At 72.9% G+C, this 25,221-nt stretch carries 27 protein-coding genes and 1 pseudogene; 13 read left to right on the plus strand and 15 right to left on the minus strand.

Annotated features, from left to right (window positions below; genetic code table 11):
• The first annotated feature begins 191 nt into the window (after window positions 1-191).
• Both HTV45_RS17105 and HTV45_RS17110 read left to right on the plus strand, forming a co-directional pair.
• Entirely contained in the window at window positions 192-1,031 is an 840-nt protein-coding gene (locus HTV45_RS17105) for a DeoR/GlpR family DNA-binding transcription regulator (protein WP_215206655.1), read from the plus strand.
• Window positions 1,032-1,113: 82 nt separating this feature from the next.
• On the plus strand, window positions 1,114-1,584 hold the full coding sequence (locus HTV45_RS17110) for an SRPBCC family protein (RefSeq protein WP_215206656.1): 471 nt from the start codon (window positions 1,114-1,116) through the stop codon (window positions 1,582-1,584).
• Here HTV45_RS17110 and HTV45_RS17115 read toward each other — a convergent pair.
• Both HTV45_RS17115 and HTV45_RS17120 read right to left on the minus strand, forming a co-directional pair.
• Window positions 1,574-1,972 (minus strand): VOC family protein, encoded by a 399-nt coding sequence (locus HTV45_RS17115; RefSeq protein WP_215206657.1) that lies wholly within the window; start codon window positions 1,970-1,972, stop codon window positions 1,574-1,576. The two genes, HTV45_RS17110 and HTV45_RS17115, sit on opposite strands and share 11 nt — an antisense overlap.
• Before the next feature lie 40 nt (window positions 1,973-2,012).
• Window positions 2,013-3,137: a PLP-dependent cysteine synthase family protein gene (locus HTV45_RS17120; RefSeq protein WP_215206658.1), complete on the minus strand. Its 1,125-nt coding sequence runs from the start codon at window positions 3,135-3,137 to the stop codon at window positions 2,013-2,015.
• A gap of 319 nt (window positions 3,138-3,456) precedes the next feature.
• Between HTV45_RS17120 and HTV45_RS17125 the strand changes: the two genes are divergently transcribed.
• Both HTV45_RS17125 and HTV45_RS17130 read left to right on the plus strand, forming a co-directional pair.
• The gene (locus HTV45_RS17125) at window positions 3,457-3,780 is read left to right on the plus strand and encodes a hypothetical protein (protein ID WP_215206659.1); all 324 of its coding nucleotides are present in this window, start codon (window positions 3,457-3,459) and stop codon (window positions 3,778-3,780) included.
• Window positions 3,781-3,963: 183 nt separating this feature from the next.
• Window positions 3,964-4,509: an ATP-binding protein gene (locus HTV45_RS17130; protein ID WP_215206660.1), complete on the plus strand. Its 546-nt coding sequence runs from the start codon at window positions 3,964-3,966 to the stop codon at window positions 4,507-4,509.
• Between the two features lie 113 nt (window positions 4,510-4,622).
• On the opposite strand, the gene HTV45_RS17135 is transcribed toward HTV45_RS17130, so the two are convergent.
• The 5 genes from HTV45_RS17135 to HTV45_RS17155 form a co-directional block, all read right to left on the minus strand.
• Entirely contained in the window at window positions 4,623-4,910 is a 288-nt protein-coding gene (locus HTV45_RS17135; RefSeq protein ID WP_215206661.1) for an SHOCT domain-containing protein, read from the minus strand.
• 146 nt (window positions 4,911-5,056) lie between these two features.
• Entirely contained in the window at window positions 5,057-5,476 is a 420-nt protein-coding gene (locus HTV45_RS17140) for a PPOX class F420-dependent oxidoreductase (RefSeq protein ID WP_215206662.1), read from the minus strand.
• Window positions 5,477-5,536: 60 nt separating this feature from the next.
• Window positions 5,537-6,427, minus strand: coding sequence for an NAD(P)-dependent oxidoreductase (locus tag HTV45_RS17145; RefSeq protein ID WP_215206663.1), 891 nt, complete (start codon window positions 6,425-6,427; stop codon window positions 5,537-5,539).
• Window positions 6,428-6,498: 71 nt separating this feature from the next.
• On the minus strand, window positions 6,499-7,737 hold the full coding sequence (locus HTV45_RS17150; protein WP_215206664.1) for an ROK family protein: 1,239 nt from the start codon (window positions 7,735-7,737) through the stop codon (window positions 6,499-6,501).
• 36 nt (window positions 7,738-7,773) lie between these two features.
• Entirely contained in the window at window positions 7,774-8,424 is a 651-nt protein-coding gene (locus HTV45_RS17155) for an alpha-ketoglutarate-dependent dioxygenase AlkB (RefSeq protein WP_215206665.1), read from the minus strand.
• A gap of 72 nt (window positions 8,425-8,496) precedes the next feature.
• Here HTV45_RS17155 and HTV45_RS17160 point away from each other — a divergent pair, with 72 nt between their 5' ends.
• On the plus strand, window positions 8,497-9,630 hold the full coding sequence (locus HTV45_RS17160) for a methyltransferase (protein ID WP_215206699.1): 1,134 nt from the start codon (window positions 8,497-8,499) through the stop codon (window positions 9,628-9,630).
• 386 nt (window positions 9,631-10,016) lie between these two features.
• On the opposite strand, the gene HTV45_RS17165 is transcribed toward HTV45_RS17160, so the two are convergent.
• Window positions 10,017-10,871 (minus strand): ketose-bisphosphate aldolase, encoded by an 855-nt coding sequence (locus HTV45_RS17165; RefSeq protein WP_215206666.1) that lies wholly within the window; start codon window positions 10,869-10,871, stop codon window positions 10,017-10,019.
• A gap of 20 nt (window positions 10,872-10,891) precedes the next feature.
• The gene (locus HTV45_RS17170) at window positions 10,892-11,773 is read right to left on the minus strand and encodes an SIS domain-containing protein (RefSeq protein ID WP_215206667.1); all 882 of its coding nucleotides are present in this window, start codon (window positions 11,771-11,773) and stop codon (window positions 10,892-10,894) included.
• A gap of 136 nt (window positions 11,774-11,909) precedes the next feature.
• Here HTV45_RS17170 and HTV45_RS17175 point away from each other — a divergent pair, with 136 nt between their 5' ends.
• Entirely contained in the window at window positions 11,910-12,689 is a 780-nt protein-coding gene (locus HTV45_RS17175) for a DeoR/GlpR family DNA-binding transcription regulator (protein ID WP_215206668.1), read from the plus strand.
• A 251-nt stretch (window positions 12,690-12,940) separates the two neighbouring features.
• On the plus strand, window positions 12,941-14,776 hold the full coding sequence (locus HTV45_RS17180) for a glycoside hydrolase family 15 protein (protein ID WP_215206669.1): 1,836 nt from the start codon (window positions 12,941-12,943) through the stop codon (window positions 14,774-14,776).
• Window positions 14,777-14,779: 3 nt separating this feature from the next.
• Here HTV45_RS17180 and HTV45_RS17185 read toward each other — a convergent pair whose 3' ends face one another.
• The gene (locus HTV45_RS17185) at window positions 14,780-15,751 is read right to left on the minus strand and encodes a DUF748 domain-containing protein (protein WP_215206670.1); all 972 of its coding nucleotides are present in this window, start codon (window positions 15,749-15,751) and stop codon (window positions 14,780-14,782) included.
• 297 nt (window positions 15,752-16,048) lie between these two features.
• Between HTV45_RS17185 and HTV45_RS34345 the strand changes: the two are divergent.
• Window positions 16,049-16,292, plus strand: a pseudogene (locus HTV45_RS34345) (hypothetical protein); the annotation flags it as partial.
• Between the two features lie 120 nt (window positions 16,293-16,412).
• The gene (locus tag HTV45_RS17190; protein WP_215206671.1) at window positions 16,413-17,060 is read left to right on the plus strand and encodes a phosphatase PAP2 family protein; all 648 of its coding nucleotides are present in this window, start codon (window positions 16,413-16,415) and stop codon (window positions 17,058-17,060) included.
• A gap of 134 nt (window positions 17,061-17,194) precedes the next feature.
• Here the strand turns inward: HTV45_RS17190 and HTV45_RS17195 are convergent, their stop codons facing one another.
• Entirely contained in the window at window positions 17,195-17,836 is a 642-nt protein-coding gene (locus HTV45_RS17195; protein ID WP_251692236.1) for a class F sortase, read from the minus strand.
• A gap of 233 nt (window positions 17,837-18,069) precedes the next feature.
• On the minus strand, window positions 18,070-18,549 hold the full coding sequence (locus HTV45_RS17200) for a hypothetical protein (RefSeq protein WP_251692237.1): 480 nt from the start codon (window positions 18,547-18,549) through the stop codon (window positions 18,070-18,072).
• Window positions 18,550-18,801: 252 nt separating this feature from the next.
• Between HTV45_RS17200 and HTV45_RS17205 the strand changes: the two genes are divergently transcribed.
• The 4 genes from HTV45_RS17205 (at window position 18,802) to HTV45_RS17220 (ending at window position 22,195) form a co-directional block, all read left to right on the plus strand.
• Window positions 18,802-19,965 carry an MFS transporter gene (locus tag HTV45_RS17205; RefSeq protein ID WP_215206673.1) on the plus strand — a complete coding sequence of 388 codons (1,164 nt, stop codon included), beginning with the start codon at window positions 18,802-18,804 and terminating at the stop codon, window positions 19,963-19,965.
• Window positions 19,966-20,129: 164 nt separating this feature from the next.
• Window positions 20,130-21,008, plus strand: coding sequence for an SDR family oxidoreductase (locus HTV45_RS17210; RefSeq protein ID WP_215206674.1), 879 nt, complete (start codon window positions 20,130-20,132; stop codon window positions 21,006-21,008).
• Window positions 21,009-21,043: 35 nt separating this feature from the next.
• On the plus strand, window positions 21,044-21,781 hold the full coding sequence (locus tag HTV45_RS17215) for a maleylpyruvate isomerase family mycothiol-dependent enzyme (RefSeq protein WP_215206675.1): 738 nt from the start codon (window positions 21,044-21,046) through the stop codon (window positions 21,779-21,781).
• 129 nt (window positions 21,782-21,910) lie between these two features.
• Complete coding sequence (locus HTV45_RS17220) at window positions 21,911-22,195, plus strand: DUF6332 family protein (protein ID WP_215206701.1); 285 nt, start codon at window positions 21,911-21,913, stop codon at window positions 22,193-22,195.
• Here HTV45_RS17220 and HTV45_RS17225 read toward each other — a convergent pair.
• The 3 genes from HTV45_RS17225 to HTV45_RS17235 form a co-directional block, all read right to left on the minus strand.
• Entirely contained in the window at window positions 22,156-22,821 is a 666-nt protein-coding gene (locus tag HTV45_RS17225) for a response regulator transcription factor (RefSeq protein WP_215206676.1), read from the minus strand. The two genes, HTV45_RS17220 and HTV45_RS17225, sit on opposite strands and share 40 nt — an antisense overlap.
• Window positions 22,818-24,167: a sensor histidine kinase gene (locus tag HTV45_RS17230; protein ID WP_308309690.1), complete on the minus strand. Its 1,350-nt coding sequence runs from the start codon at window positions 24,165-24,167 to the stop codon at window positions 22,818-22,820. Before HTV45_RS17230 ends, HTV45_RS17225 begins: the two co-directional genes overlap by 4 nt.
• Window positions 24,168-24,253: 86 nt before the next feature.
• Entirely contained in the window at window positions 24,254-24,994 is a 741-nt protein-coding gene (locus HTV45_RS17235) for a TetR/AcrR family transcriptional regulator (protein ID WP_215206677.1), read from the minus strand.
• Window positions 24,995-25,221 lie beyond the last annotated feature (227 nt).

The raw sequence follows: 25,221 nt of genomic DNA on the forward strand, positions 1-25,221 counted from the left end.
CCCGGTCCGTGTGGCACGCAAGCGCCCTCCGCCCCATCTGTGACATGCTCGCGACGAAGCACCGGTGGCGCCGTCCGGTGCTTGGCATGCAAGGATGGAACGTCCGCGCACCGGTGCCGGGAGTGATCCACTCGTCGCAGTGGGTGCGCGAGGTGTGGCGGAGGCCGTGCGGCGAAAGGACCGGAGCGTACGTGAGCGAGAATCAGAACCTGCTCGCGGAGCAGCGGCGCACCCTGATCCTCGACGAGGTCCGGCGCCGGGGCGGCGTCCGGGTCAACGAGCTGACCCGCAAGCTCGGCGTGTCGGACATGACGGTGCGCCGCGATCTCGACGCTCTGGCCCGGCAGGGCGTACTGGAGAAGGTGCACGGCGGCGCGGTCCCGGTGGTCGAGGCGAGCACGCACGAACCGGGGTTCGAAGCCAAGTCCGGCCTGGAGCTGACCGCCAAGGAGGACATCGCGCGGGGTGCGGCCGAGCTGGTCTCCCCCGGTGCGGCGATCGCGCTGTCGGGCGGTACGACGACCTTCGCCCTGGCGCACCGGCTGGTCGACGTCCCCGATCTCACGGTGGTCACCAACTCGGTGCGGGTGGCCGACGTCTTCCACGCGGCACAGCGCACCTCGGGATCCCGGCAGGGCACGGCCACGGTCGTCCTGACGGGCGGGGTGCGCACCCCGTCCGACTCGCTGGTGGGGCCGGTGGCCGACCAGGCGATCGCGGCGCTCCACTTCGACCTGCTGTTCCTCGGGGTGCACGGGATATCCGTCGAGGCGGGCCTGTCGACGCCGAACCTGGCGGAGGCCGAGACCAACCGCCGCCTCGTACAGTCGGCCCGGCGGGTGGTCGTGGTCGCCGACCACACCAAGTGGGGGACGGTGGGGCTGAGTTCCTTCGCCTCCCTGGAGCAGGTCGACACCCTCGTCACCGATACCGGGCTGCCCGCGGGGGCGCGCGCGGAGGTGTCCGAGCATCTGCGCCGCCTGGTGGTGGCGGGCGAGCCCGAGGAGTCGGCGGAAGCCGCCGGGAACTGACGGAAGCGGCATCGCAGGACCGGCGGGCGCCCGGCGCCGCCGCCTGTCCGTACAACCGGCATCGGCCGAGGGGAGTACCTGCATGCCTCACCGTCTGCGGCCCGTGGGGCCCGAATTCGTCGGGTCCGCGCCCGTCCGCCTGGTCTTCGAGCGGGTGATCTCCGCCCCGCCCGGTCAGGTCTTCGCCGCACTGGCCGAGGACGTCAGCGGCTGGACGGAGTGGTTCGGCCCGGTCACGCTGGCCCGGCCCCTCGACGGCGGCGCGGGACGGGAGATCCGCCTGCGCGGCGGGGCCCGGTTCCGCGAGACCGTCCTCGTCACCGAGGCGCCCGAGGTCTACGCCTACCGCGTCGACGTGACCAATGTGCCGGGCGCCCACGCGCTGGTGGAGGAGTGGCGGACGACGCCGGCCGGGACGGGCACGCGGGTGCGGTGGACGTTCGCCGCCGACGGCACCGCGCCGTTCCGTCTCGCGCTCGGGGCTGCCCGGCCGGGACTCGACCTGACGTTCCGCTCCGCGGTGACCTCACTGGACCGGCGGCTCACGCGGTAGTGCCGCCGCGCCGTCCCTCGACGCAGAACCGGTTTCCCTCCGGATCGGCCAGCACCACGTACGGGAGAGCCCCGGGTTCGGGATTCCGGGAATAGTGCGGCCAGTCGACGCGCTGCGCGCCCAGGGCGACCAGGCGGTCGACCTCTTCGTCCAGGTCGCGCTCGCCCGCGTGCAGATCGAGGTGGACGCGGGCGGACTCCGGCACGGGGCTGTCGACGACGTCCATGGCGAGCACCGTGCCGGAGGCTCCCGGCGGAGGTTCGAGAACGATCCACTCGTCGCCCTCGTAGCGCGGCGGCCGCCGCACGTAGCCGAGCGCCCGGCGCCAGAACTCACCCGCCCGCCGGTCGTCCCGCACACCCAGCGACAGCCGCGCGATCGTCGTCATGCCGACAGGGTAGACCCCGCTCCGCCGCCGGTTCCCGCCGTCAGCCGGGCCAGACTCCGGTCCGCAGCAGGGAGTCGACCGCCGCCGCGTACGGGGCGATGTCCAGCCCCTGCTCGGCCAGCCAGGCGTCCGAGTAGTACTTGTCCAGGTACCGGTCCCCCGGGTCGCACAGCAGCGTCACCACGCTGCCCCTCCGGCCCTCCGCGACCATCTCGGCGACGAGTTTCAGCGCGCTCCACAGCCCGGTGCCGGTGGAACCGCCCGCCTTGCGGCCGATCACCCCCTCCAGTGCCCGCACGGCGGCGATACTGGCCGCGTCGGGCACCTTCATCATGCGGTCCACCGCGCCGGGCACGAAGCTCGGCTCCATCCGCGGCCGGCCGATGCCCTCGATACGGGAAGCGCGGTCACAGGCGACGTCCGGATCGCCGGTCGTCCAGCCCTCGAAGAAACACGAGTTCTCCGGGTCGGCGACGCAGATGCGGGTGTCGTACTGCATGTAGTGGACGTAGCGCGCGAGGGTCGCCGAGGTGCCGCCGGTGCCGGCCGTGGCGACGATCCACGCCGGCTCCGGGAACCGCTCCAACTCCAGCTGGCGGAAGATCGATTCGGCGATGTTGTTGTTGCCGCGCCAGTCCGTGGCCCGTTCGGCGTAGGTGAACTGGTCCATGTAGTGGCCTCCGGTGTCCGCCGCCAGGGCGACGGAGGCCTCGTACATCGTGCGGGGGTCGTCCACGAAGTGGCACCGCCCGCCGTGGAACTCGATCAGGCGGCACTTCTCGGCGCTCGTGGTGCGCGGCATGACCGCGATGAAGGGCACACCGATCAGCTTCGCGAAGTACGCCTCCGACACGGCCGTGGAACCGCTGGACGCCTCGATCACCGGACGGCCCGGACGGATCCAGCCATTGCAGAGTCCGTACAGGAAGAGCGAACGGGCCAGCCGGTGTTTGAGGCTGCCGGTCGGGTGGGTCGACTCGTCCTTCAGATAGAGGTCGATGCCCCACCGCTCGGGCAGCGGGAAACGCAGCAGATGGGTGTCGGCCGAGCGGTTGGCGTCCGCCTGGACCCTGCGGACGGCCTCTTTCAGCCAGGCCCGGTAGGCGGTGTCGCTGTGGTCGACGTCGAGGGTGGCACCGGTCAGGGTCTGGTGGGAAGTGCTCACGACAGGGCTCCTTAGGCTGAGCGCCGACGGCGTCCCGCGCGGCCGGTACCCCGATCATAGGCACCATCCGCACCACCTCTCACCTGCATAAACGACCCTTTGAGCGGCTCAAAGGGTCCCCTGGGGGCCGGGCCGGGACACGGGGGGGCGCATTGGCGGGAGTGCTCCCATGCCCCGGGGAACGGGGGCGCGCGCACTGGTGCTCGGCGGCGGGCGGGGGCAGACTGCACCGGCGGAAGCAAGGGCACACTGGATCCGGGCAGGAGCCGGCCCGCGGAGCACGGTCCGGCACACCGACGCGCACAAGGGGGCGAGTGGCATGACTGAGCCGGAGTTCACGGCCACGGGCGTGCGGATCGGCAAGCGGCTGCGGTCGCTCACCCGGGCCGGCCAGGTCCGGATCCGCGGCGGCCGGCTGGAGTTGCTCACCAGCTACGGCAGTGAGATCGACAGCGCGCCGGTGCAGGCGGTACGCGCGGCCAGGCCCTGGTTCGCGCCCGAGGACCGGGCACTGGCGGATCTCAACGGCAACCGGTACCTGCTCACTCTCGGCGACCACGATCCGGCGCCGGGTGAGCCCGGCCCGCCGGCCGCCCGCCGCTTCATCGAGGCCGTCCGCCGGGCGTCGGGACGCGGCGCCTGAGATGTCCGCGAGTTGCGCCACCCCACCCGCTGCGTCACGCTGGTCCCACGTCACTCTGGGTTTACCGGCGATAACGCTGCGAACCAGCCCGCCGGACATGACAGCAGGCGGCAGCGTCACGCGGGCGTCCTGCTGGATCCGTACTCCGTGTTCTTCCGGACCTCACGTCGGGGAGTCGCAGCCGTGATCAGTCACCCAAGCAGGCACTGCACGGTGGAGCTCCAAGCCCTGCCGTCGCGGATCGGCCAGGTCCGCAGAATCGTATCTGCGCAGTTGCGCTACTGGCATATGGATTCACTGATAGACCGGGCCTCGCTCGGTGTGACAGAGCTGTTGTCCAATGTCCACCGGCACGCCCGGCCCGACAAGACGTGCACCGTCGAGATGGAGCTGCTGCTCGACCGGCTCAAGATCTCGGTGTACGACCATGATCCGCGTCTCCCGGTCGTGGCGGACGCCGGACCGCTCGCCACCTGCGGGCGCGGGCTGGCGATGGTGGCCGCGATGAGCGAGAGCTGGGGCGTCGTGCCGGACGGCGAGTCCGGCAAGGTCGTGTGGTTCACGCTGCCGACGCCGTCCGCGGACGCACCGACGGCGTGGGACCGGCAGCCACGCCTCGCGGCCGTCGAGCCCGCGGACCACCGGTTCCCGGAGGTCGCGTTCGTCGAGCACACCACCGGGACCCACCACACCGAGCGGGCCCCGGCCCACTCGTCCGTCCCGGGCTGACGGGCGGCGGACCGCCGCCCGCTCCCGGGACGGGTGAGCACGACCTGCCGCCGGACGCCGGCGTGCGCCGGGGCCGTCCCGAGCGCCGGCCCGCGGGCCGGCGTCCGGGTCATTCACCCCGCGCTCCCCTTGCCGTGCCGGCCGAACTCCTCGTCCAGGACGGACAGCCGGCGCCAGTACTCGTCCTCGTCGATCTCTCCGGAGGCGAAACGGCGGCCGAGCACCGCGACCGGCGAGTCGTGGGCCACCATGGGCCGGCCCGGTCCCCGGCCCCGGTGCCCGCGCCACACCGTACGGCGCAGCAGTGCGATACCGCCGCCGATGGCCAGGGCCCAGACGAGGGGGAAGAACAGGATCCACGGTCCGGGCCCGCCGTCGCCGAAGTGCGCCAGGGTCTGCATGATCGTCAACTCCTCGGGTGCGCTGTCCCGTCGCTCCTTGTGCGACACCTCGAGAGTCGCCCCGCGAGGGGGGTCCGGTCGTCGTACGACCGGCGGCACCGGGCGTACCTCGCGGGGAGTACTCGGCCGGCGGTGGACGCCGCGGGTCAGCCGGTCTGCGTGCTGTCCTTCATCGCGCCCCAGCCATGCCAGCGTTCGACCTCGACCCAGCCGCTGACGCGGGAGCGCTTCCGGTCCGGGTACGGGTTCTTGGTGTAGTGCCGGGACAGGCGGTCGATGTCGGCCAGGCCCTCGTCGTCGTACAGGCCGGCCACGCGGCCGATCAGGGTGACATGGGTGTACCAGTCGTCCCCGGCCAGGACCGTGAGAGTGACGCGCGGGTCGCGGCGCACATGCTCCAGCCGCACCCGGCCCTCGTCGAAGTTGACCAGCGCGCGGCCGTCCTCCCACAGGTACCAGGTGGGGGTGGACACGGGTGCGCCGTCGGAGCGCAGGGTGGCCATGACGCAGGGGTTGGGCCTGCGCAGCAGAGCGTCGGCCTCGGGCGGCAGCGGGGGTCTGGACACTACGGGCTCCTCGGTGTTGGGGGGCGGTGGACAGTGGGGCGGTGGGGTCGCGCCCGGGGCTCAGGCGGCGGGCCCGTCGTCGAAGCTGGCGTAGTAGGCGGCGGCCATGTCCTCGTCCCCGTGGCCCCGGTCGGCGGCCCGCCGCAGGCGTTCGGCGCTCGCGGCGGCGACGTCCAGGCGGACGCCGTGCTGTTCACCGGCCCGCACGACCAGTCTGGCGTCCTTGGCCGCGGTCGTCACGGCGAACTGGGCCGGGGTCAGCCGCCCCTCGAGGATCAGCCCGGCCTTGGCGCGCAGATAGCCCATGTCGAGCGGGCCGCCGGCGATGAGGTCGAAGAAGCCGTCGGGTGGGACATCGAGCGCCTCGGCCAGGGCGAGGGTCTCTCCGGCGGCGGCGGTGGCCGCGAGCACCCAGCTGTTGGCGACGAGCTTCAGACGTGTCGCGCCGGCCGCGGCGCCGTCCTCGCCGGTCCAAACAGTGCGGGCGCCCACGGCGTCGAACACCGGCGTCACCCGGTCGCGGCCCTCGGCCGGCCCGGCGGCGATCACGGTCAGCCGGCCGGACTCGGCGGGCTGACGGGTGCCCAGGACCGGGGCGTCGTAGAAGAGCAGTCCGCGCTCACGGGCGAATGCGGCCAGTGCCGCGACGCCGTCGATCCCCGCGGTGGTGGACTGCGCCCAGACGGTCCCCGGACGCAGGGCGGGGGCGGCGTCGCGCATCGTCTCCAGGGTGGCGGGGCCGTCGTACAGCATGGTCAGCACGACGTCGGCGGACTCGACCGCCTCGGCGGGGGTGTCCGCGATGTGCGCGCCGTCGGCGGCGAGCGGTTCGGCCTTGGCGCGGGTGCGGTTCCAGGCCCGGACGGTGTGCCCCGCGCGGGCGAGGTTGCGGACCATCGCCGCGCCCATGATGCCGGTGCCCAGGACGCTGACGGTGAGCTTGTCGGTCATGAAGCCGGCTCTCTGTACGTCGGGAGGTCGTCTGTCGCCGCGCGGGCGTCCCAGGACGACGGGAGTCGTCCTTACGCCAGTGCACCTAGAGGATCGTCCAGCACCGGCTGCCAGGCCAGCTCCGCCGCGCCGACGAGACTGTTGTGGTCCAGGGTGCAGGCCAGGATGGGGACGCCGCCGCTTCGGCCCCACAGGCTGCGGTCGGCGACGACCGCGCGGAGCCGGTCGGGATCGGCCTCGAGCAGGGTGCGGTGCAGTCCGCCGAGGATGATCCGGTCCGGGTTGAGGATATTGACCAGCCCGGCGAGCCCCAGGCCGAGCCGGTCGATGAGGGACTCGGTGGCGCCGCGCACGCCCGGTTCGCCGTACTGTCCGTGGATCAGGTCGTCGGCCTGTTTCAGCAGGGACATCTCGGGGCCCGGTGCGCGTCCCGCCGCGGTGAGCAGGGCCAGCGGGTCGGCCTCGACGTCGAGACAGCCGCGGCCCCCGCAGTGGCAGGGACGGCCGTCGGGGTTGACGGCGAGGTGGCCGACCTCCAGGGCGAGACCCGAACTGCCCGAGTGCAGACGGCCGTCGAGCACCAGTGCCCCGCCCACTCCGCGGTGGCCCGTGGCCACGCACAGCAGGTCGCGGGAACCCCGTCCGGCGCCGTGCCGGTGCTCGGCGAGGGCGGCGAGGTTGACGTCGTTGGCCGCGAAGGCGGGCCCGTCCAGACCTGCCGCGCGCACCTGTTCGGCGAAGATCTCCCGCACCGGGGCCCCGGCGGGCCAGGCCAGGTGCAGGGGGTTGAGGGCGAGCCCCTCCGGCTCGGCCACCGCCGACGGCACGGCGAGCCCGGCGCCCACGCACCGCCGCCCGGTCTCCCGCAGCAGCCCGGCGCCGACCGCGACCACGGAACCGAGGACCTTCGCCGGGTCGGCGTCGACGACCTCGGAGCCGGGCGCCGTGGCGACGATACGGCCGCCGAGTCCGACCAGCGCCGCCCGGTAACCGTCGGAGTGCACCTGCGCGGCGAGCGCCACGGGGCCGTCCTCCGCGACGGAGAGCCGGTGCGAGGGACGCCCCTGCGTACCGGCCGCCGCTCCGGGCCGGGCGTCGACCCTGATCAGCCCCAGCGCCTCCAGCTCGGCGGCGACCGCGCCGGCCGTCGCGCGGGTCACGCCGAGTTCGGCGGTGAGTACCGCGCGGGTCGGCGCGCGCCCGGTGTGCACGAGCTCCAGCGCGGGTCCGAGCGCGCCACGCCCCCGGTCCAGCCGCGTCCTGGAGGTGCTCCCTTCCCCCGCCGGCCGGGGGTCCGCCTTCCCGCTCATGAAGGCGAGTCTCCCATGATCCGCAAGCGGCAGGGGCTACAGGCCGCTGACCCGCAGCGTGATGTTCAGCCGCCCGCTCAGCCCCAGCTCCGGCGGCCCGGTGCCCGCGTGCACCCGGGGGACGCCGTGGTACGCGAGCCGGGACGGCCCGCCGAAGACGAACAGGTCGCCGCTGCGCAGCTCCACGTCCGTGTACGGACGGGTCCGGGTCTCGGGGTTGCCGAAGCGGAAGACACAGGTGTCGCCGAGGCTCAGCGACACCACGGCCGCGTCCGATCTCTCGTCGCTGTCCCGGTGCATGCCCATCCGGGCGCCGGCGTCGTAGAAGTTGACCAGCGCGATGTCGTGATCGGCCCCTCGCGCGGCGTCCTCGCCCAGCGCGTCGGTCACCGCGCGGCGGCCCAGTTCACCGAGCCGCCCGGGGAAGGGTTTCACCGGGCCGCCGTCGCCGTCGACGACGGTGCGGGCATAGCCGTACGGATACCAGTGCCACCCGAGGCACACCTGCCGGGCGGTCATGGTGCCGCCGCCGGGCGTGCGGACGGTGCGCAGTCCGGCGGGCGGCCGGGCCCACTCCCTGCACGCCTCCAGCAGCTCGCGCTGCTCCGGCGCGTGCAGCCAGTCCGGCATGTGCACAGCGCCCGGCGCGATCTCGCTCCGGTCCCTGGGAAACAGCTCGGCGTCCATGCCCCCATCCTCCCCGGGACCCGCCGGGGCCGTGCTCGGCTCGGCTAGCCTGGTCGGACGATGAACGACCGTATGACGACTCCGTGGGGCGAGCCGGCGCTGGCCCGGTTCCCCGAGGATCCGCGGGACAGGCTGCGTGCCTGGGACGCCTCCGACGAATATCTCCTCAGGCATCTCGCCGACCGGCAGGTCCCGCTGTCCGGCACGGTCGTGGTCGTCGGCGACCGCTGGGGCGCGCTGGCCACGGCTCTCGCGGCGCACCGCCCGACCCAGATCACCGACTCCTGGCTCGGTCAGGAGGCGACCCGCGCGAACCTCTCGCGCAACGGCGTCGAACCGGGCACGGTCCGGCTGCTCACCACACAGGATCCCCCGCCCGACCGGATCGACGTGCTGCTCGTCCGCGTGCCGAAGAGCCTGGCGCTGCTGGAGGACCAGCTGCTGCGGCTGGCACCGGCGGTGCACGCGGACACGGTCGTCGTCGGCACCGGCATGGTGAAGGAGATCCACACCTCCACCCTGAACCTCTTCGAGCGGATCCTGGGCCCGACCAGGACGTCGCTCGCCGAGCGGAAGGCGCGGCTGATCCTCTGCACACCGGATCCCACCCCGGCCCGCCCGGCGAACCCCTGGCCGTACCGCTACACGCTGCCCGATGACATCGGCCCGGTCTCCGGCCGGACGGTCGTCAATCACGCCGGCGTCTTCTGCGCGGACCGTCTCGACATCGGCACCCGGTTCTTCCTGAGACACCTGCCCGCCGGCCGGGACGGCGCCCGGGTGGTGGACCTGGGCTGCGGCAACGGTGTCGTCGGTACGGCGATGGCACTCGCCGATCCGCGGGCCGAGGTGCTGTTCGTGGACGAGTCCTTCCAGGCGGTGGCGTCGGCGGAGGCCACGTACCGGGCGAACGGCGTGCCGGGGCACGCGGAGTTCCGGGTCGGCGACGGCCTGTCGGGCCTGCCGGCGGACAGCGTCGACCTCGTGCTCAACAACCCGCCCTTCCACTCCCACCAGGCGACCACCGACGCCACGGCCCGGCGCATGTTCACCGACGCCCGCCGCACCCTGCGCCCGGGCGGCGAGCTGTGGGTCGTCGGCAACCGGCATCTCGGATACCACGTGCAGCTGCGGCGGCTGTTCGGCAACAGCGACGTGGTGGCGTCGGACCCGAAGTTCGTGGTGCTGAGGGCCCGGAAACGCTAGGTGCGCCGGCCCTGCGGCGCGGCACCGGTGCCGGGCCGGCGGGGACGGGCGGAGGCCGGACACCGGACGGTCCGTCGATCCACGCCGCCAGGGTGACAGGGCCGGGCGCCGGGCCACCGGACCGGGCCATCGTGTATACCCCGCGCACCGGTTGGGGCCGGTCCGACAGCGACCGCGTCGCGCGCCGGACGTCGTGGCGGGGCCGCCCGGCGCGTCCGCCCTGCGCAGAGCCGGCGGCAGGCCGGTCCAGGGACCGACGCGCTGTCCGGGTCGGCGGCCACGGCGGCCGGGCACGGGGCACGCGCCGTGTGCGGATCACCGGGCGGGCGGACGAGCCGTCTCCGCGGCGTGGTCGTCCGCCGGGCGCGGTGTGAGTCCTCGTCGGTTCAGTGCGGGTCGAGTGCTGCGATGGTCTCCGCCACCGTCCGGGTCATCGCCTCCCGGCCCGCGGTGAGGTAGCCGCGGGAGTCGACGGCCTCTGGGTGGGCGGTGAGGTACTTCCTGATGGCGCCCGTCATGGCGATGTTCAGGGCCGTTCCGACGTTGACCTTGGTGACGCCGCCGGTGACGGCCGCGGCGAGTTCGTCGTCGGGGAGGCCGGAGGAGCCGTGCAGGACGAGGGGGACGTTCAGGGCGGCTGCCAGCCGTTTGAGGAGGGCGTGGTCGATGGTGGCGGTGCGGGTGGTCATGGCGTGGGTGGTGCCGATGGCGACGGCCAGCGCGTCCACGCCGGAGTCGGCGACGAAGGCGCGCGCCTGGTCGGGGTCGGTTCGGGCGCCGGGGGAATGGGCGTCCAGCGGGGGCTGTCCGGCCTTGCCGCCGACCTCTCCCAACTCCGCCTCGATCCACAGGCCCTGGGCGTGCGCCCAGTCCGCGGCGGCCCGGGTCGCGGCGAGGTTGTCGGCGTAGGGCAGCCGGGCGGCGTCGTACATCACCGAGCCGAAGCCGGCGTCCGGAGCCTGGCGCAGCAGGGTGTCGCTCTGGACGTGGTCGAGGTGGAGCGCGACGGGGACGGCGGCGCGTTCGGCGGCGGCGACGGCGGCGCGGGCGAGCGGGAGCAGCCGGCCATGGCGGAACCTGACGGCGTTCTCGCTGACCTGGAGGACGACGGGGGCGTCCACCGACTCGGCGCCGGCGATGACGGCCTCGACGTGTTCGAGGGTGATGATGTTGAACGAGGCGACCGCCGAACGGCCGGCGGCGGCGCGGGCGACGAGCTCGCCGGTGGTGGTGAGGGGCACGGTCCGTCCTTTCCGACGGGTCAGGGGGCGAGGACGACCGAGCGGGTGAGGTGGCGGGGGCGGTCGGGGTCCAGGCCGCGGGCCGCGGCGACGGCGACGGCGAGCCGCTGGGCGCGGAGGAGTTCGGCGAGCGGGTCGAGGGTGCCCTCGATCCACAGGGCGCCGGTGTCCCGGACCTGTCCGGCCAGCCCTTCCGGCGCGTCGCCGAACATCCAGGTCGCGGTGCCGGAGGTGGTGATGCTGATGGGCCCGTGCCGGTACTCCATCGCCGGGTAGGCCTCCGTCCAGGCCAGTGCGGCCTCACGCATCTTCAGTCCGGCCTCGTTCGCGAGGCCGACGGTCCAGCCACGGCCGAGGAAGGTGAACTGGGTCCGGTCCACGAGCCCTTCGGGCAGCGGTGTGTCCAGGGCAGTGCGCGCGTCCTCGACGACCCGGTCGCTGTGCAGTCCCAGGTGGGCACGGAGCAGGGTGAGAGCGGTGGTGGCGAACCGGGTCTGGACGACGGAGCGTTCGTCCGCGTAGTCGAGTACGACGGTCTCGTCGGCGAGTGACCGCACGGGGGTGGCCGCGTCGGCGGTGACCGCGGTGGTACGTGTCCGGTCCTTCAACCGGCCCAGCAGGTTCAGGACTTCGGTGGTGGTGCCGGAGCGGGTGAGGGCGACGACACGGTCGTAGGCGCGTTGGTGCGGGAACTCGGAGGCGGCGAAGGCGTCGGTCTCGCCCTGGCCGGTGTCCTCGCGCAGGGCGGCGACGGCCTGCGCCATGAAGTACGACGTGCCGCAGCCGACCACCGCGACCCGCTCCCCCGGCGCCGGCAGGGCCGGGGCGTGTGCCCCGGCCCGACCTGCTGCGCGCTGCCAGCATTCGGGCTGGCTGTTCAGTTCGTCCTCGACATGGGTCATGCGGCACACCCCCACAGACTGAATGATTGTTCTTGCAAGATAGAGCCAGGTTTCGAGCAGAATCAAGCATCGGGTGCTCGACGGTGTGCGTTAGGGTCACCGAAGATCGGAGAATCGGCCGGGAACGGGAGGGCGGATGTCGCGGGACGCCCGCTGGAAGACGCTGCTGGAGCTGCTCGTCGAGCGCGGCCGGCTGGACGTCGAGGAGGCGGCCGCCGAGCTGGCGGTGTCGGCGGCGACGATCCGGCGCGACCTCGACCAGCTCGCCGAGCAGCAGATGCTGGTGCGCACCCGGGGCGGCGCGGTGGTGCACGGGGTGTCGTACGAGCTGCCGCTGCGCTACAAGACGGCGCGGCACGCCTCCGAGAAGCAGCGCGTCGCGAAGGCGGTGGCGGACCTGGTGGTACCGGGCGAGGCGGTGGGCCTGACCGGCGGTACGACCACTACGGAGGTGGCGCGGGCCCTGGCCGTACGCGCCGATCTCACCTCCGGGTCGCCCGCGCTGACCGTGGTGACGAACGCGCTGAACATCGCGAACGAGCTGGCCGTACGGCCGCAGTTCAAGATCGTGCTGACCGGTGGGGTGGCACGCGCCCAGTCCTACGAGCTGGTCGGGCCGCTCGCGGACGGGGTGCTGCGGCAGATCACCCTCGATGTCGCGGTGCTCGGTGTCGTCGCCTTCGACGCCGAGCACGGGGCGGCGGCCCACGACGAGGCGGAGGCCGCGGTCAACCGGCTGCTGTGCGAGCGGGCCGAGCGGGTGATCGTGGCCGCCGACTCCAGCAAACTGGGCGGCCGGGCGTTCGCCCGGATCTGCGCGACCGAGTCCGTGGGCACCCTGGTCACGGACTCCGCGGTGACCCCGGAGACCGTGCGCCGCTTCGAGGAGACGGGGCTGCGGGTCGTCGTGGCGTGAGCCCTCTCGCGACTCTTCCGGAGCCACGGCGTGGCCGAGGTCGTCCGCCGGGTGCCGCGCCGGCCCGTCGGCCTTCCGCCGGGCCTGCACCGCGGCGTACGGCCGCGTCCCGGGCGGGTGCGCACGTCCGGGAAGGCCGCAGTGCCGGGGGCATGCCCCGGGCGACAGGAGGCCGCCGCCCGGCCCCGGGCCTACGCTGGAGTGACGTGGTGCGGACGTGACCGTGTGCGCCGCCGGTCAGGGAGGCTGCGATGGACGGGACGGCCAGGAAACGGGACACGTCCGGGGCGCCGCGGTACACGCCGATCGCCGATCACGGGCTGATCGGTGATCTGCGCAGTGCGGCGCTGGTGGCGACCGACGGGACCATCGACTGGTACTGCTGCCCGTCCTTCGACTCGCCGAGCGTGTTCGGCGCGATCCTGGACGCCGAGCGGGGCGGCAACTTCGCACTGGCGGCGGCCGTACCGGCCCGCACGAAACAGTTCTACTTCCCCGACACCAACGTCCTGATCACCCGGTTCTACACGGAGGACGGGGTCGGCGAGGTGCAGGACTTCATTCCCGTCGACGGCGAATCGGTCACGCAGCGCCCGCACCGGCTGATCCGGCGGGTGCTGTGCGTACGTGGCTCCGTGCCGTTCCACTCCCGGGTGGCACCGCGCTTCGGCTACGGCGCCCACCCGCACACCGTCCGGATGACCGACGGCATCGCGGTCCTCGAGTCCAGGGATCTGTCCCTCGCGCTCACCGCGACCGTCCCGCTGGAGACGGACGGGACGGACGTGTGGACCGATTTCAAACTCGCCGAGGGCGACACGGCGGTCCTCACCCTGGACGAGTTCGACGCGGGCGGGGCACCGAAATTGTGCGAGTGCGGGGAGGCGGAGCGGGAATTCGCCGCGACGGTGGCGTACTGGAGGCGCTGGCTGTCCTCCTCGCGCTACCGGGGGCGATGGCGGGAGATGGTGCACCGCTCCGCCCTCACGCTGAAACTGCTCACCTACGCGCCGACGGGCGCGATCGTGGCGGCGCCGACGACCAGCCTGCCCGAGGACCCCGGCGGGGAACGCAACTGGGACTACCGGTACGTGTGGGTGCGCGACGCGGCCTTCTGTGTGTACGCGCTGCTGCGGCTGGGCTTCACCGAGGAGGCGAAGGCGTTCATGGCGTTCGTCTCCCGGCACATCAGCCCGGGTGAGTGCAAGGGCTCCGGCCCGCTGCAGATCATGTACGGGATCGACGGCCGCACCGATCTCACCGAGCACGAACTCGGCCATCTCGAGGGTCATCGTGGCTCGGCGCCGGTCCGGGCCGGCAACGCCGCCGCCGACCAGTTGCAGCTCGACATCTACGGGGCGCTGATCGACTCCATCTACCTGTACGACAAGTGGGCCGAGCCGGTCTCCAGCGAGCAGTGGGACCATGTGACGGCGCTGGTGGACTGGGTGTGCGCACACTGGGACCAGCCCGACGAGGGCGTCTGGGAGACACGCGGCGGCCGGAAGAACTTCCTGTACTCGCGCCTGATGTGCTGGGTGGCGATCGAGCGCGCCATCCGCATGGCCAACCGGCGCGGTCTGCCGGCCGACCTCCCCCGCTGGCAGTCGAGCCGCGACACCATCTACCGCCGGATCATGGACGACGGCTGGTCCGCGTCACGGCAGGCGTTCATGCAGCACGAGGGCGGGGACGTACTGGACGCGGCGGTCCTGATGATGCCGATGGCGAAGTTCGTCGCGCCCACCGACCCCAAGTGGCTGTCCACGCTCGCCTCCCTCACCGAGGATCTGGTGTCCGACTCGCTGGTCTACCGCTACGACCCTCAGGAGAGCCCCGACGGACTGCACGGCGACGAAGGCACGTTCTCCATCTGCTCGTTCTGGTACGTCGAGGCACTGACCCGGGCGGGCCGGCTCGACGAGGCGGCCCTCGCCTTCGAGAAGATGCTGACCTACGGCAACCATCTCGGCCTGTACGCCGAGCAGATCGGCCACACCGGGGAGCAACGCGGCAACTTCCCGCAGGCGTTCACCCATCTCTCCCTGATCAGCGCCGCGTTCACCCTGGACCGCGCCCTGGGCTGAGGCTCAGTGGCCGTGGTCGCCGGAGTGCCGCGGTGTGCTGTCCGCAGGGGTCTCGGCATCGGTGCGCGCCGCCGCTCCGGCCCGAACGGTGAACGCCGCGGTGCGGACAACTCCGTCGTGCTTGAAATCAAGGAACAGCCGGTAGCTGCCGCCGCTGGGCGCGGTAGCCGCGAAGGAGATTTCCGGGCCGGGCCGGGTCCGGCCGTCACCGGGTTCACCCTGCGGGTGGACGTGCAGATGGGCCAGGTCTCCGGAGCGCAGGGCGACCAGGTGGCCGTAGGCGCCGAGGTAGGGCTGGAGATCGGTGACCGGTTTCCCGTCCCGCGAGACGCTCAGGCGCAGTTCGCTCGAACGGCCCGGTCGCAGAGCCCCGGTCAGCTCGACCTCGTAGCCGTCGACGCGGGCCGTGCGGGCCGCCCGGGGCAGCTCCTGTGGCCGGTAGGAGCCCGAGACCGCGAGATCCGCGCCGAGGGTGAGGTTCTCCGCGCCCTTCTCCGCCGGGGTGAAGTCGGCGAAGACCCGGTAGCCCCCGGCCCGGGGCAGGTCTACCGGGATGCTCCAGGTGCCGTCGGCGGCGCGGGTGGGGTGCAGGTGGCGGTAGGTGAGCAGGTCGCGGGAGGCGACGGTCAGATGGAGCTCCTTGTCGTGTTCGCGGCGGTACTCGGTGACGGCGCGCCCGCTGTCGTCCCGCACGGTGAAACGCAGGTCGGCGCGGTGTCCGGCCGTGATCCGCTGGGTCCGCAGATCGAGGGTGTATCCGCCCTCGGAGATCTGGAGCCCGCCGGCCGGCGTGCTGTCGTGGCCGGCGTGTCCCCCGCTGTCCTTCACCTCCGGTGACGGCGAGGCATGCCGCTCGTCATGCGCCGGCGCACGCTCGGCGGCGACCGGGTCGAGACCCTCCCCGATGCCGTAGGCCGCACCGAAGGTGGCCGCCAGGGCGGCGGCGAACGCGCTGACTTTCAGTCCGGAGTTCATGACCGTCTCCTCGAGACAGGAACGTACGGCTCCCGCGGAACCGATCCACACGGTTCACCATACCCCTGGGGGGTACTCAGTCAAGTCACGCGACCTTTGTTCCACATACGGCTGGGGGGTATGCAGGAGATCCTCCTCCACGATCACCCCCGTATCGAGCGCTGCCGCCGGGTCCGGAGGAGTTCGCGAACGTACCCCGCCTCGGGTCCGGGGCGTGCTCGACGGCCACGCGGTCTCGTCGGCAGCGGCCGGTCCTGCTGACCGGGGACCACCACGTAGGGGGTCACACGGTCGCACGAGTTCGGCATCGCGCCGGAGGACGTCATCGCCGAGGTGCCGCCGCGGGACAAGACCGGTGTCGTCAAGCGGCCGCAGGCGGAGGGTTGTTCGGTCGCGATGGCCGTTCGCCCGCAACGTCGGAGCGCTGCCGCTCGCGGCGTCCGGGCTGCGGACCGGCGTGATCGTCGCAGCGGCCATGACCATGCCCTCGGTCTTCATGGCCGGCAACTCCCCGCGCCTACGGGCGTTCCGCGGCACCTGATCCGGCGAACGGCCGGGGCGGGCGGGCCCCTCGTGTGGTTCTTGCGTACCGTGGGCACCTGGTGATTCCCGCACCGCTGTGCGGGTCCGCCGCTCCACGATGCCACCGCGGGAGAGACAGATGAGTGAGCCGCCCACCACCGCACAGGACGTCACCCGTCCGCTCACCGAGCCAGTGCCCCCCGCCGACGGACTACGCAGGGTCGTCTCCGCGGTGTTCGGTGACCTCAGAGCGGTGGACGGCGCCCTGTACGCGGCGGTCGCGGCCACCCCGACGCCGACGCTGGACCGGGCGCTGCGCCGCCTCTCCCACGCGGCGGACCACTCCAAGATCTCCTTCGCCATCGCGGGCGCGCTCGCCCTGGCCGGGTCGCGTCCGCGCCGGGCGGCACTCGCCGGGGTCGGGGCCGTGGCGGTGGCCTCGGCGTCCGCCAATCTGCTGGGCAAACGCCTGGTGCGCAGGGACCGTCCGGACCGGGAAGCGGCGCGGGTGACGGTGGACCGGCACGTACCGATGCCGACGTCGGCGTCGTTCCCGTCCGGGCACACCGCGTCGGCGGTCGCGTTCGCGACGGCGGTCGGCACGGTGGTGCCTGCGGCTTCGGTGCCGCTGGGGGCCCTGGCCGGAGCGGTGGGATACTCCCGCGTCCATACGGGAGTGCACTATCCGGGCGATGTGGCGGCGGGGGCCGTGCTGGGTATCGCCAGTGCGGCGACCGCGCTGGCCGTGGCGTCGGCGCGGTTCCCGGCGTCGTACCGGCGAAGGTGAGGATCGCCTCGCGTCGCGGTGACGCACCAGCCATTCCTCCCGGACGGATGAGCGCACGGGGGTGCCCCCCGGGCAGCCCGCCGACCGGACGGGTCAGGGCGAGGGCAGCCGGTACCGGACCTCACACGTCGTGGTCAGACGAGACGGGCGAAGACCACCAGGTTCTCGGTGTAGTCCTTGGCGGAGTGGTCGTAGTCGCCGGCGCAGGTGATGAGCCTGACCTGGGCGTCGGGCGTGTCGGCGTAGACGCGCTCGTCGGGGAAGTCGTCCTTGTCGAAGGACTCCGTGTCGTCGACCACGAACGTGGCCTTGCTGCCGTCGTCGCGCAGCACCCGGAAACGGTCTCCCTTCTCCAGTTCGCCGAGCCGCGCGAACACGGCCGGGGACGTCGCGGTGTCCACGTGACCGGCGATGATCGCCGTACCGGGTTCTCCGGGGGAGATGCCCTTGGCGTACCAGCCGACGAGATTGGTGTTGTGTGCCGGCGGCGGTTCGAGCTGACCCTTGCGGTTGATGGCGAGATCGGTGAAGGGGGCGTCGACACCGATCCCGGGGATGACCAGCCGGGTCGGCTCGGAGCGCGGCAGATGCTTGCCGGCCGGCGCGGAGGGGGCGGTCTCGCCGGCGGCCGGCTCGGTCGAGGCCGGGGCGGACGGAGCCGCCGAGACGGCGGGGGGCGCGTGCGGCCCATGGGCGTCGTCCGGAAGGTCGTCCCCGCCGCCCATCAGCGTCGCGGCCAGCAGCAGGCCGGCCCCGCTCCAGAAGACCGCCGTCATGACGGCGCGCAGCCTCCTCCTCGTCGGCGACGCCGGACCGGTTTCGGGGGGTGTGGGGGGACTGGCCGGCATCGGGGGGACCACCTCGTTCGGGAACGGCAGCGGGCAGGAGTCTCGGGAGGCAGCGGGCAGGAGTCCCGGCAGAGCAGGCAGGAGTCCCGGCAGAGCGGGCGGGGCCGTCATGACGCGCCTGGCGCGCGGACGGCCCCGGCCGCTATGACGCCGGGCACGGCTCAGGCCACGCCGCCGGCGACCTTCTTACGGCGCAGCGCGTAGGCGCCGGCGCCCAGGACACCGAGTGCGGCCAGGCCGCCCGCGGTGACACCGGGCTGGGCGAGCCCGCCGCCGCCGGTGTGCATGCCGCCGCTCGGCTTGTCGTGGTTCCACTCCTTGTCCTGCTTGCCGCTCCAGGGCTCCTCCTTCTGGGAGTCGCCCTTGTCCTTGTACGTCTCGGGGTCGTACTTCGGGTCCTTGGCGGTACCCCAGTCCTCCTCGCTCACGGCGGCGAGGGCCCCGCCACCCGTGTGCATTCCGCCGTGCGGCTTGTCGTGCTTGCTCTCCTTGTCGTGCTTGCCCTCCTTGTCGTGCTCCTTGCTGTAGGAAGAGGTGTCGTGACCGTCGTCGCCGGTGTGGTCGGCATAGGCTGTGGGCGCGGCAAGGGCAAGGGCCGCCGTGGCCGTTGCGGTGGCAAGCACCATGCGGGCAGAGCGCATCGATCAGTCCTTCCGCGGGAGGCCGGGCAGCTGACCCCTCGTCAGCACGAACGTCCCGTTCTCCGGCATGATCCACGCTCGGCCATGCCGCGCGGTCCCACCATCCGGGGCGTTCACACGGGTTAACGCCCGTCACCCCAGCGGCGGCGTCCGGTCACACCCTCGTCCCGTCCCGGCACCCTTGCCCCCGACCCGGCCGACACTTAGCCTGACTTTGTGCCGCAAATAAACAAAACCCGATCGCACAGTGTGGTGCCGGGTACCGACCTCGCCCGCCTCCGTCTCGCTCTGACCGCCTTCTTCGCTCTCGACGGCTTCGTCTTCGCCGGCTGGGTCGTCCGCATCCCCGCCATCAAGGAGCAGACCGGCGCCTCCGCGAGCACGCTGGGTCTCGCCCTGCTCGGTGTCTCCGCCGGGGCGGTCGTCACCATGACGCTCACCGGCCGCCTGTGCCGCCGGTACGGAAGTCATCTCGTGACCGTGGTCTGTGCGGTCGTGCTCTGTCTCAGCGTCGCCCTGCCCCCTCTGACCCATTCCGCCGTCGCGCTGGGCACCGTGCTCCTGCTGTTCGGCGCCGCCTACGGTGGCATCAACGTCGCCTTCAACAGTGCCGCCGTCGATCTGGTGGCCGCTCTGCAGCGGCCGATCATGCCCAGCTTCCACGCCGCGTTCAGCCTGGGAGGCATGATCGGGGCGGGGCTGGGCGCGCTGGTCGCCGGGTCCCTGTCGCCGACCTCGCATCTGTGGGGACTGGCCGCCGTCGGGCTGCTGATCACGGCGTTCGCGGGCCGCGCCCTGATGCGGTGCGAGCCGCTCACCCCCGCGGCCTCCGGCCGGGCCCGGCGGGAGGGTCCGCGCCGGCTCGACCGGCGCACCCGGGCGCTGGTGATCGTCTTCGGCATGATCGCGCTCTGCACGGCATACGGCGAAGGAGCACTGGCGGACTGGGGCGCCCTGCATCTGGAGGAGGACCTGGACGCCTCGCCGGGTGCGGCAGCCGTCGGGTACGCCCTCTTCGCCCTCGCCATGACGATCGGGCGGCTCACCGGAACGACGCTGCTGGAACGGCTGGGCCGGACGCGTACGATCCTCGCCGGAGGCTCCACCGCGGCGGCCGGAATGCTGCTCGGCGCGCTCGCGCCGTCGCTGTCGGCCGCCCTGATCGGCTATGCGATCACCGGCCTCGGTCTCGCGAACCTGTTCCCCGTGGCCATCGAACGGGCGGGCGCCCTCGCGGGCCCCACCGGCGTGGCGACCGCCTCCACCCTCGGCTACGGCGGCATGCTCCTCGGCCCGCCCGCGATCGGCTTCATGGCGGACTGGTTCAGCCTGCCGACGGCGCTGACCAGCGTGGCCGTACTGGCCGCGGTGGCCACCGTCATCGGCTTCGCGACCCGCCATGTGAAGGCGGCCTGAGCCGCACAGGGGCGCGCCCGGCAGCCGTCCGAGCGCGTGGCCGACGGCCGGACCGGGCGCGCGGTTCACCGCCGGCCGGACCGGGGTACACGGACGGCGGTGCCCGCCGGTCCTCCGTCGGCGGGCACCGGACGTACGAGGCCCGCACATCCCTGGGAGAGACCGTGAGCCAACAGCAGAACCCCGTGGACCAGCAGCCGACTCCCGACTTCCCGGCCCAGGACCAGCCGCATCCCGGCTGGACCGGTCCGATGGATCCGCCACCGGACCACGGTGAGGACTCCTACCGGGGCAGCGGCCGGCTGGCGGACCGCAAGGCCGTGATCACCGGTGGGGACTCGGGGATCGGCCGGGCGGTCGCCCTCGCGTTCGCCCGGGAGGGCGCCGACGTGCTCTTCACCTACCTGGACAGCGAGAAGGACGACGCCGAGGAGACCGCACGCCTGGTGGAGGAGGCGGGCCGGCGGGCCGTGCCCGTCGCGTGCGACGTGCGGGAGGAGGAGAACTGCCGGACGCTCATCGAGCGCGCGGCGCGGGAGTTCGGCCGGATCGACATCCTGGTGAACAACGCCGCGTACCAGATGTCGCAGCCCGACGGCATCGAGGCGATCTCCACCGAGCAGTTCGACCGCGTGCTGCGGACCAATCTGTACGGCATGTTCTGGCTGTGCAAGATGGCGCTGCCGCACATGCCGGAGGGCGCCTCCATCATCAACTCGGCCTCCGTGCAGGCGTACAAGCCGAGCCCGCATCTGCTGGACTACGCGACCACCAAGGGTGCCATCGTCACGTTCACCCAGGGGCTGGCGCAGATGCTGATCGAGCGGGGCATCCGGGTGAACGCCGTGGCGCCGGGCCCCGTATGGACGCCACTGATCCCGGCGACGCTGCCGGACACGGCGGAGTTCGGCAAACAGGCCCCGATCGGCCGGCCGGCCCAGCCGTCCGAGATGGCACCGGCGTATGTCTTCCTCGCCTCCCAGGAAGCCTCGTACATCACCGCCGAGATCGTCAACGCCACGGGCGGGACCCCGCTGCCGTAGGCCGGGCGGGCCGGGCGTACGACAGAATCGTCCCCATGGACACCGCCTGGTTTCTCGGAATCCTCGACGCAGAGGGGCAGTTGCTGGCCGACGCCGCGCAGGAGGCGGGTATGACCGCCTCCGTTCCGTCCTGCCCGGGATGGGAGGTACGGGATCTGCTCCGGCACACCGGTGTGGTGCACCGATGGGCCGCGGCCTTCGTCGCCGACGGACACACGGCGCCCCGCCCGATGGGTGAGCACCCCGAACTGGACGGCCCCGGGCTCGTGTCGTGGTACCGCGACAGCCACCGCCGCCTGGTGGACACCCTGGCCGGCGCCGCGCCCGGGACGCAGTGCTTCACCTTCCTGCCCGGTGGCCCGTCCGGCGCCCTCGCCTTCTGGGCCCGGCGCCAGGCACACGAGACCACGGTCCACCGCTTCGACGCGGAGTCGGCCCGCGGCGGCGTCCCGGCCCCGATCGCCGCGGACTTCGCGGTGGACGGTGTCGATGAGCTGCTGCGTGGCTTCCACGCCCGTCGCAAGAGCCGGATACGCACCGACCGGCCCCGCGTCCTGCGGCTGCGCACGACCGACGCGGACGCGGTGTGGACCGTACACCTGTCTCAGGAGCCGCCGGTGACCACACGGGACGCGGTCGGCGTCGCGGAGTGCGAACTGGCCGCACCTGCACAGGAGTTGTATCTCGCCCTGTGGAACCGGCTATCGGTTCCGGCGCTGTCGGGCGATCCGGAACTCGCCACGCTGTGGCGGGAGACGTCCGCCGTGGTCTGAGATCCGGGGGCCCGGCCCGCCGGTCACCGGGACGTGCCGCCGCCATGAACGCGGCGTGGCAGGTGTGGCGCTTGCCCGCGGGGTACACGCCTGTTTGGCTTCTCGGGTGGGGGCGATCGGGGGATGGCAATGACAGGGCACGGGCAGCGGCGGACTCAGGCCGAGCGGGACGCGATCACCGTGGAGATCGGGTACGCGCTGCTGAGCGCGGCCCTGGCGGCGGCGCTCGTCCTCGGGGCCGTGGCGGGGCCGGCGCTGCTCTTCGAGCTGCCGGCGGCCGTCGAGGTGCTGCTGGTCCGCGGCGGGTGGGTGGTGGCGGCCGTCCTGTTCGTGGTCCGCACCGTCGCCGTACTGGTCCGGTTCCGGCGAGCGGCTCAGCCCAGCCAGCCCGGCCGTACCAGCCCGGACTCATAAGCCAGCACCACCAGTTGGGCCCGGTCGCGGGCGCCGAGTTTCACCATGGTGCGACTGACGTGGGTCTTCGCCGTGAGCGGACTGACCACCAGGCGGCGGGCGATCTCCTCGTTGGACAGGCCGATGCCGACCAACGCCATGACCTCCCGCTCCCGCTCGGTGAGCCCGGCGAGGGCACCCGCGGCGGCCGGTTCCTTGGAGCGAGCCGCGAACTCGGCGATCAGCCGGCGGGTCACCCCGGGTGAGAGCAACGCGTCGCCCTCGACCACCGCCCGCACCGCGCGCAGCAGTTCCTCCGGCTCCGTGTCCTTGACCAGGAACCCCGAGGCTCCCGAGCGGATCGCCTCGAAGACGTACTCGTCCAGCTCGAAGGTGGTGAGCATCACCACCTTCACGTCCTGGAGCTCCGGGTCCGCCGTCACACGGCGGGTGGCGGCCAGTCCGTCGAGGGCGGGCATACGGATGTCCATCAGCACCACGTCGGGCCGCAGTTCGCGGATCAGCCGCAGGGCCTCCTGACCGTCGGGAGCCTCCCCCGCCACCTCGATGTCCGGCTGCGCGTCCAGCAGCGCGCGGAAGCCTGCCCGGACCAGTGACTGGTCGTCGGCGAGCAGCACACGGATCACCGGTCCTCCCTTCCCCCGAGCGGCAGTACGGCGAGCACCCGGAACCCTCCGTCGGAGCGCGGGCCCGCCTCGACGGTGCCATTCAGCGCGGCCGCCCGCTCCCGCATCCCGGCCAGCCCGTTCCCTCCGCCACCCGTGTCGGCACCGGTGGCCGGCCCGTCGTCGTCGACGCGCAGCCGCAGCCGGTCCCCGCTCCGCTCGACGCTCACGCGCGCCTCCCGCGAGCCCGAGTGCCGGACGACGTTGGTGAGGGCCTCCTGGACGATCCGGAAGGCGGCCAGGTCCACTCCGGGCGGCAGCCGCGGCTGCTCCTGCCCGACGGTGACGGTGACGGTGAGGCCCGCGCTCGCGGCCTGTTCCACCAGTTCCGGCAGCCGGTCGAGACCGGGGGCGGGCGCACGGGGCGCCGTGCCGGGCGCGCGCAGCGTGTCGAGCACCTGCCGCACCTCCCCCAGCGCCTCCTTGCTCTGGGCCTTGATGGTGGCGAGCGCGGTGCGCGCCTGTTCCGGATCACTGTCCAGGAGCGCGAGTCCGACGCCCGCCTGCACGTTGATGACGGAGATGCTGTGCGCGAGCACGTCGTGCAGCTCCCTGGCGATCCGCAGCCGCTCCTCGTCCGCGCGGCGCCGTGCCGCCCGGGCCCGCTCGGCCCGTTCCCTCGCCCACTGCTCGCGTCGGACCCGGGCCAGTTCCGACAACGCCACCAGCGCCACCACCCAGGTGGCGATCACGATCTCCTGGCTCCAGGAGGCCGCTCGGTCACCGGCGGGCGGCAGCCACCGGTACAAGAGGTGGGCGATCAGCACGTGTCCCGCCCAGAACGCCCCCATCGCCGCCCAGGTGGCGTGCCGGTGTCCCGAGACGATGGCGCTGAAGCAGGCCACGGCGACGGTGAGGAGCACCGGACCGTACGGATAGCCGGCCCCCGTGTACAGCAGCACCACGGCCACCGTCCCGGACACCACGGGCACGGGGTGACGCAGCCGCCACAGCAGCATCACGCCGGCCGCGCACAGCAGGGCCCGGCCGAAGGGGTCCAGGGGGCTCCGCTCGCCGTCCTGGGCGTGGCCCGCGAAATGGGATCCGGTCAGCACGAACGCGGTGAGCAGCACGGTGGAACGCCAGGGCCACCGGGGGTGCCGGCTCCCCTCGCCGTCGCCGTCGCCGTCGCCGTGGCCGTGGCCGTGGCCGTGGCCGTGGCCGTCGGCCGCGGGGAGTTCCTCGCGCGCCTCGGCCCAGCGGCTCCATGGCGGCGGGCCGGGCCGCCACCCCCGGTGCGGCCTCCCGGGGCGCCACCGCCCCGGTGCCCCGCCGACGGCTCCACGCTGCTCGTCCATGTCCGCCACGCTAGACGCCGGTCGCCCCGGGTGACGTCGGCCCGGCGTGGTGATCACGCGTACTCCCGGCGGAGTACGTCCGACCGCCCGGCCTTCTACGACGGCCGGCCCCCGGGCCCGGCAGGACCCCTCGCGGGGCCCCGCTGCGGATACACCAGGCCCACTGCGTGCGCGAGTTGCCCCACCGCGTGGCGGAAGAAGGTGTCACGGTCCTCGACGACCCGGTTGAACTGCCCGAACACCTCGAACCCGATCAGCCCGAACAGCTGGGCCCAGACGGCCAGCATCGTCGCCACCACCTCGGGCGGCAGGTCGGGGGCGAGGTCGGCGGCCATGCGCACGGCCTCGGGCTTCAGCTCGTCGGACAGCACGGGTCTGGCCAGACCGAGACCCTGGTGCGCGTCACGGAGGATACCGATGGCGACCATAGCGCCGCGGGAGGCGGGCGGGACGGTCGTGGCGGGAGCGGTGTAGCCGGGTACCGGTGACCCGTAGATCAGGGCGTACTCGTGGGGGTGCTCGAGCGCCCAGCCGCGCAGGCCCTCGCACACGGCGGTCCAGCTCTCGATCGGCCCCGCGCCGGCGGTCGCGTCGCGGGCCGTCTCGGCCGCCTCGCCGATGGAGTCGTAGGCGTCGATGATGAGAGCGGTCAGCAGGTCGTCGCGATTCGGGAAGTAGCGGTACAGCGCGGAGGAGGCCATGCCCAGCTCACGGGCCACGGCGCGCAGCGAGAGCTTGGCGGCGCCTTCGTGCGCGAGCTGTCTGCGGGCTTCCTCCTTGATGGCGGCTGTGACTTCGATCCTGGCCCTGGCCCGGGCCCCGTGTGTGCTGCTCATGGGGTGCAGTGTCGCATGAAAGCAGAGCAGTGCACACAAACACGAGCGGTGAACTAATTTGCGAGCAGTGAACGCACTTGTAATCGGTGTGCGCGTCTGCGAGCACTGCTCTTGCATGTCAGCCTTGAGCTCAGGCATACTGGCGACAGACAAGAGAGAGCAGTGCTCACATAAGAGAGCGATGCTCACGAAACGGATCAGTGCTCATCAGCGCTTGCCCCGAGCGA

Origin of the sequence: Streptomyces sp. CHD11 (genome assembly GCF_018638295.1) — a bacterium.
In the GTDB taxonomy this organism is placed as follows: domain Bacteria; phylum Actinomycetota; class Actinomycetes; order Streptomycetales; family Streptomycetaceae; genus Streptomyces.

Bases quoted from the DNA above. Each gene is read 5' to 3' on its own strand.
- HTV45_RS17110 (WP_215206656.1), top strand. From the start codon at position 1,114: ATGCCTCACCGTCTGCGGCCCGTGGGGCCCGAATTCGTCGGGTCCGCG.
- HTV45_RS17200 (WP_251692237.1), bottom strand. From the start codon at position 18,549: ATGCGCTCTGCCCGCATGGTGCTTGCCACCGCAACGGCCACGGCGGCC.
- HTV45_RS17170 (WP_215206667.1), bottom strand. From the start codon at position 11,773: ATGACCCATGTCGAGGACGAACTGAACAGCCAGCCCGAATGCTGGCAG.
- HTV45_RS17220 (WP_215206701.1), top strand. From the start codon at position 21,911: ATGACAGGGCACGGGCAGCGGCGGACTCAGGCCGAGCGGGACGCGATC.
- HTV45_RS17190 (WP_215206671.1), top strand. From the start codon at position 16,413: ATGAGTGAGCCGCCCACCACCGCACAGGACGTCACCCGTCCGCTCACC.
- HTV45_RS17150 (WP_215206664.1), bottom strand. From the start codon at position 7,737: ATGAGCGGGAAGGCGGACCCCCGGCCGGCGGGGGAAGGGAGCACCTCC.
- HTV45_RS17145 (WP_215206663.1), bottom strand. From the start codon at position 6,427: ATGACCGACAAGCTCACCGTCAGCGTCCTGGGCACCGGCATCATGGGC.
- HTV45_RS17185 (WP_215206670.1), bottom strand. From the start codon at position 15,751: ATGAACTCCGGACTGAAAGTCAGCGCGTTCGCCGCCGCCCTGGCGGCC.
- HTV45_RS17235 (WP_215206677.1), bottom strand. From the start codon at position 24,994: ATGAGCAGCACACACGGGGCCCGGGCCAGGGCCAGGATCGAAGTCACA.
- HTV45_RS17175 (WP_215206668.1), top strand. From the start codon at position 11,910: ATGTCGCGGGACGCCCGCTGGAAGACGCTGCTGGAGCTGCTCGTCGAG.
- HTV45_RS17125 (WP_215206659.1), top strand. From the start codon at position 3,457: ATGACTGAGCCGGAGTTCACGGCCACGGGCGTGCGGATCGGCAAGCGG.
- HTV45_RS17195 (WP_251692236.1), bottom strand. From the start codon at position 17,836: ATGACGGCGGTCTTCTGGAGCGGGGCCGGCCTGCTGCTGGCCGCGACG.
- HTV45_RS17115 (WP_215206657.1), bottom strand. From the start codon at position 1,972: ATGACGACGATCGCGCGGCTGTCGCTGGGTGTGCGGGACGACCGGCGG.
- HTV45_RS17180 (WP_215206669.1), top strand. From the start codon at position 12,941: ATGGACGGGACGGCCAGGAAACGGGACACGTCCGGGGCGCCGCGGTAC.
- HTV45_RS17160 (WP_215206699.1), top strand. From the start codon at position 8,497: ATGACGACTCCGTGGGGCGAGCCGGCGCTGGCCCGGTTCCCCGAGGAT.
- HTV45_RS17135 (WP_215206661.1), bottom strand. From the start codon at position 4,910: ATGCAGACCCTGGCGCACTTCGGCGACGGCGGGCCCGGACCGTGGATC.
- HTV45_RS17155 (WP_215206665.1), bottom strand. From the start codon at position 8,424: ATGGACGCCGAGCTGTTTCCCAGGGACCGGAGCGAGATCGCGCCGGGC.
- HTV45_RS17215 (WP_215206675.1), top strand. From the start codon at position 21,044: ATGGACACCGCCTGGTTTCTCGGAATCCTCGACGCAGAGGGGCAGTTG.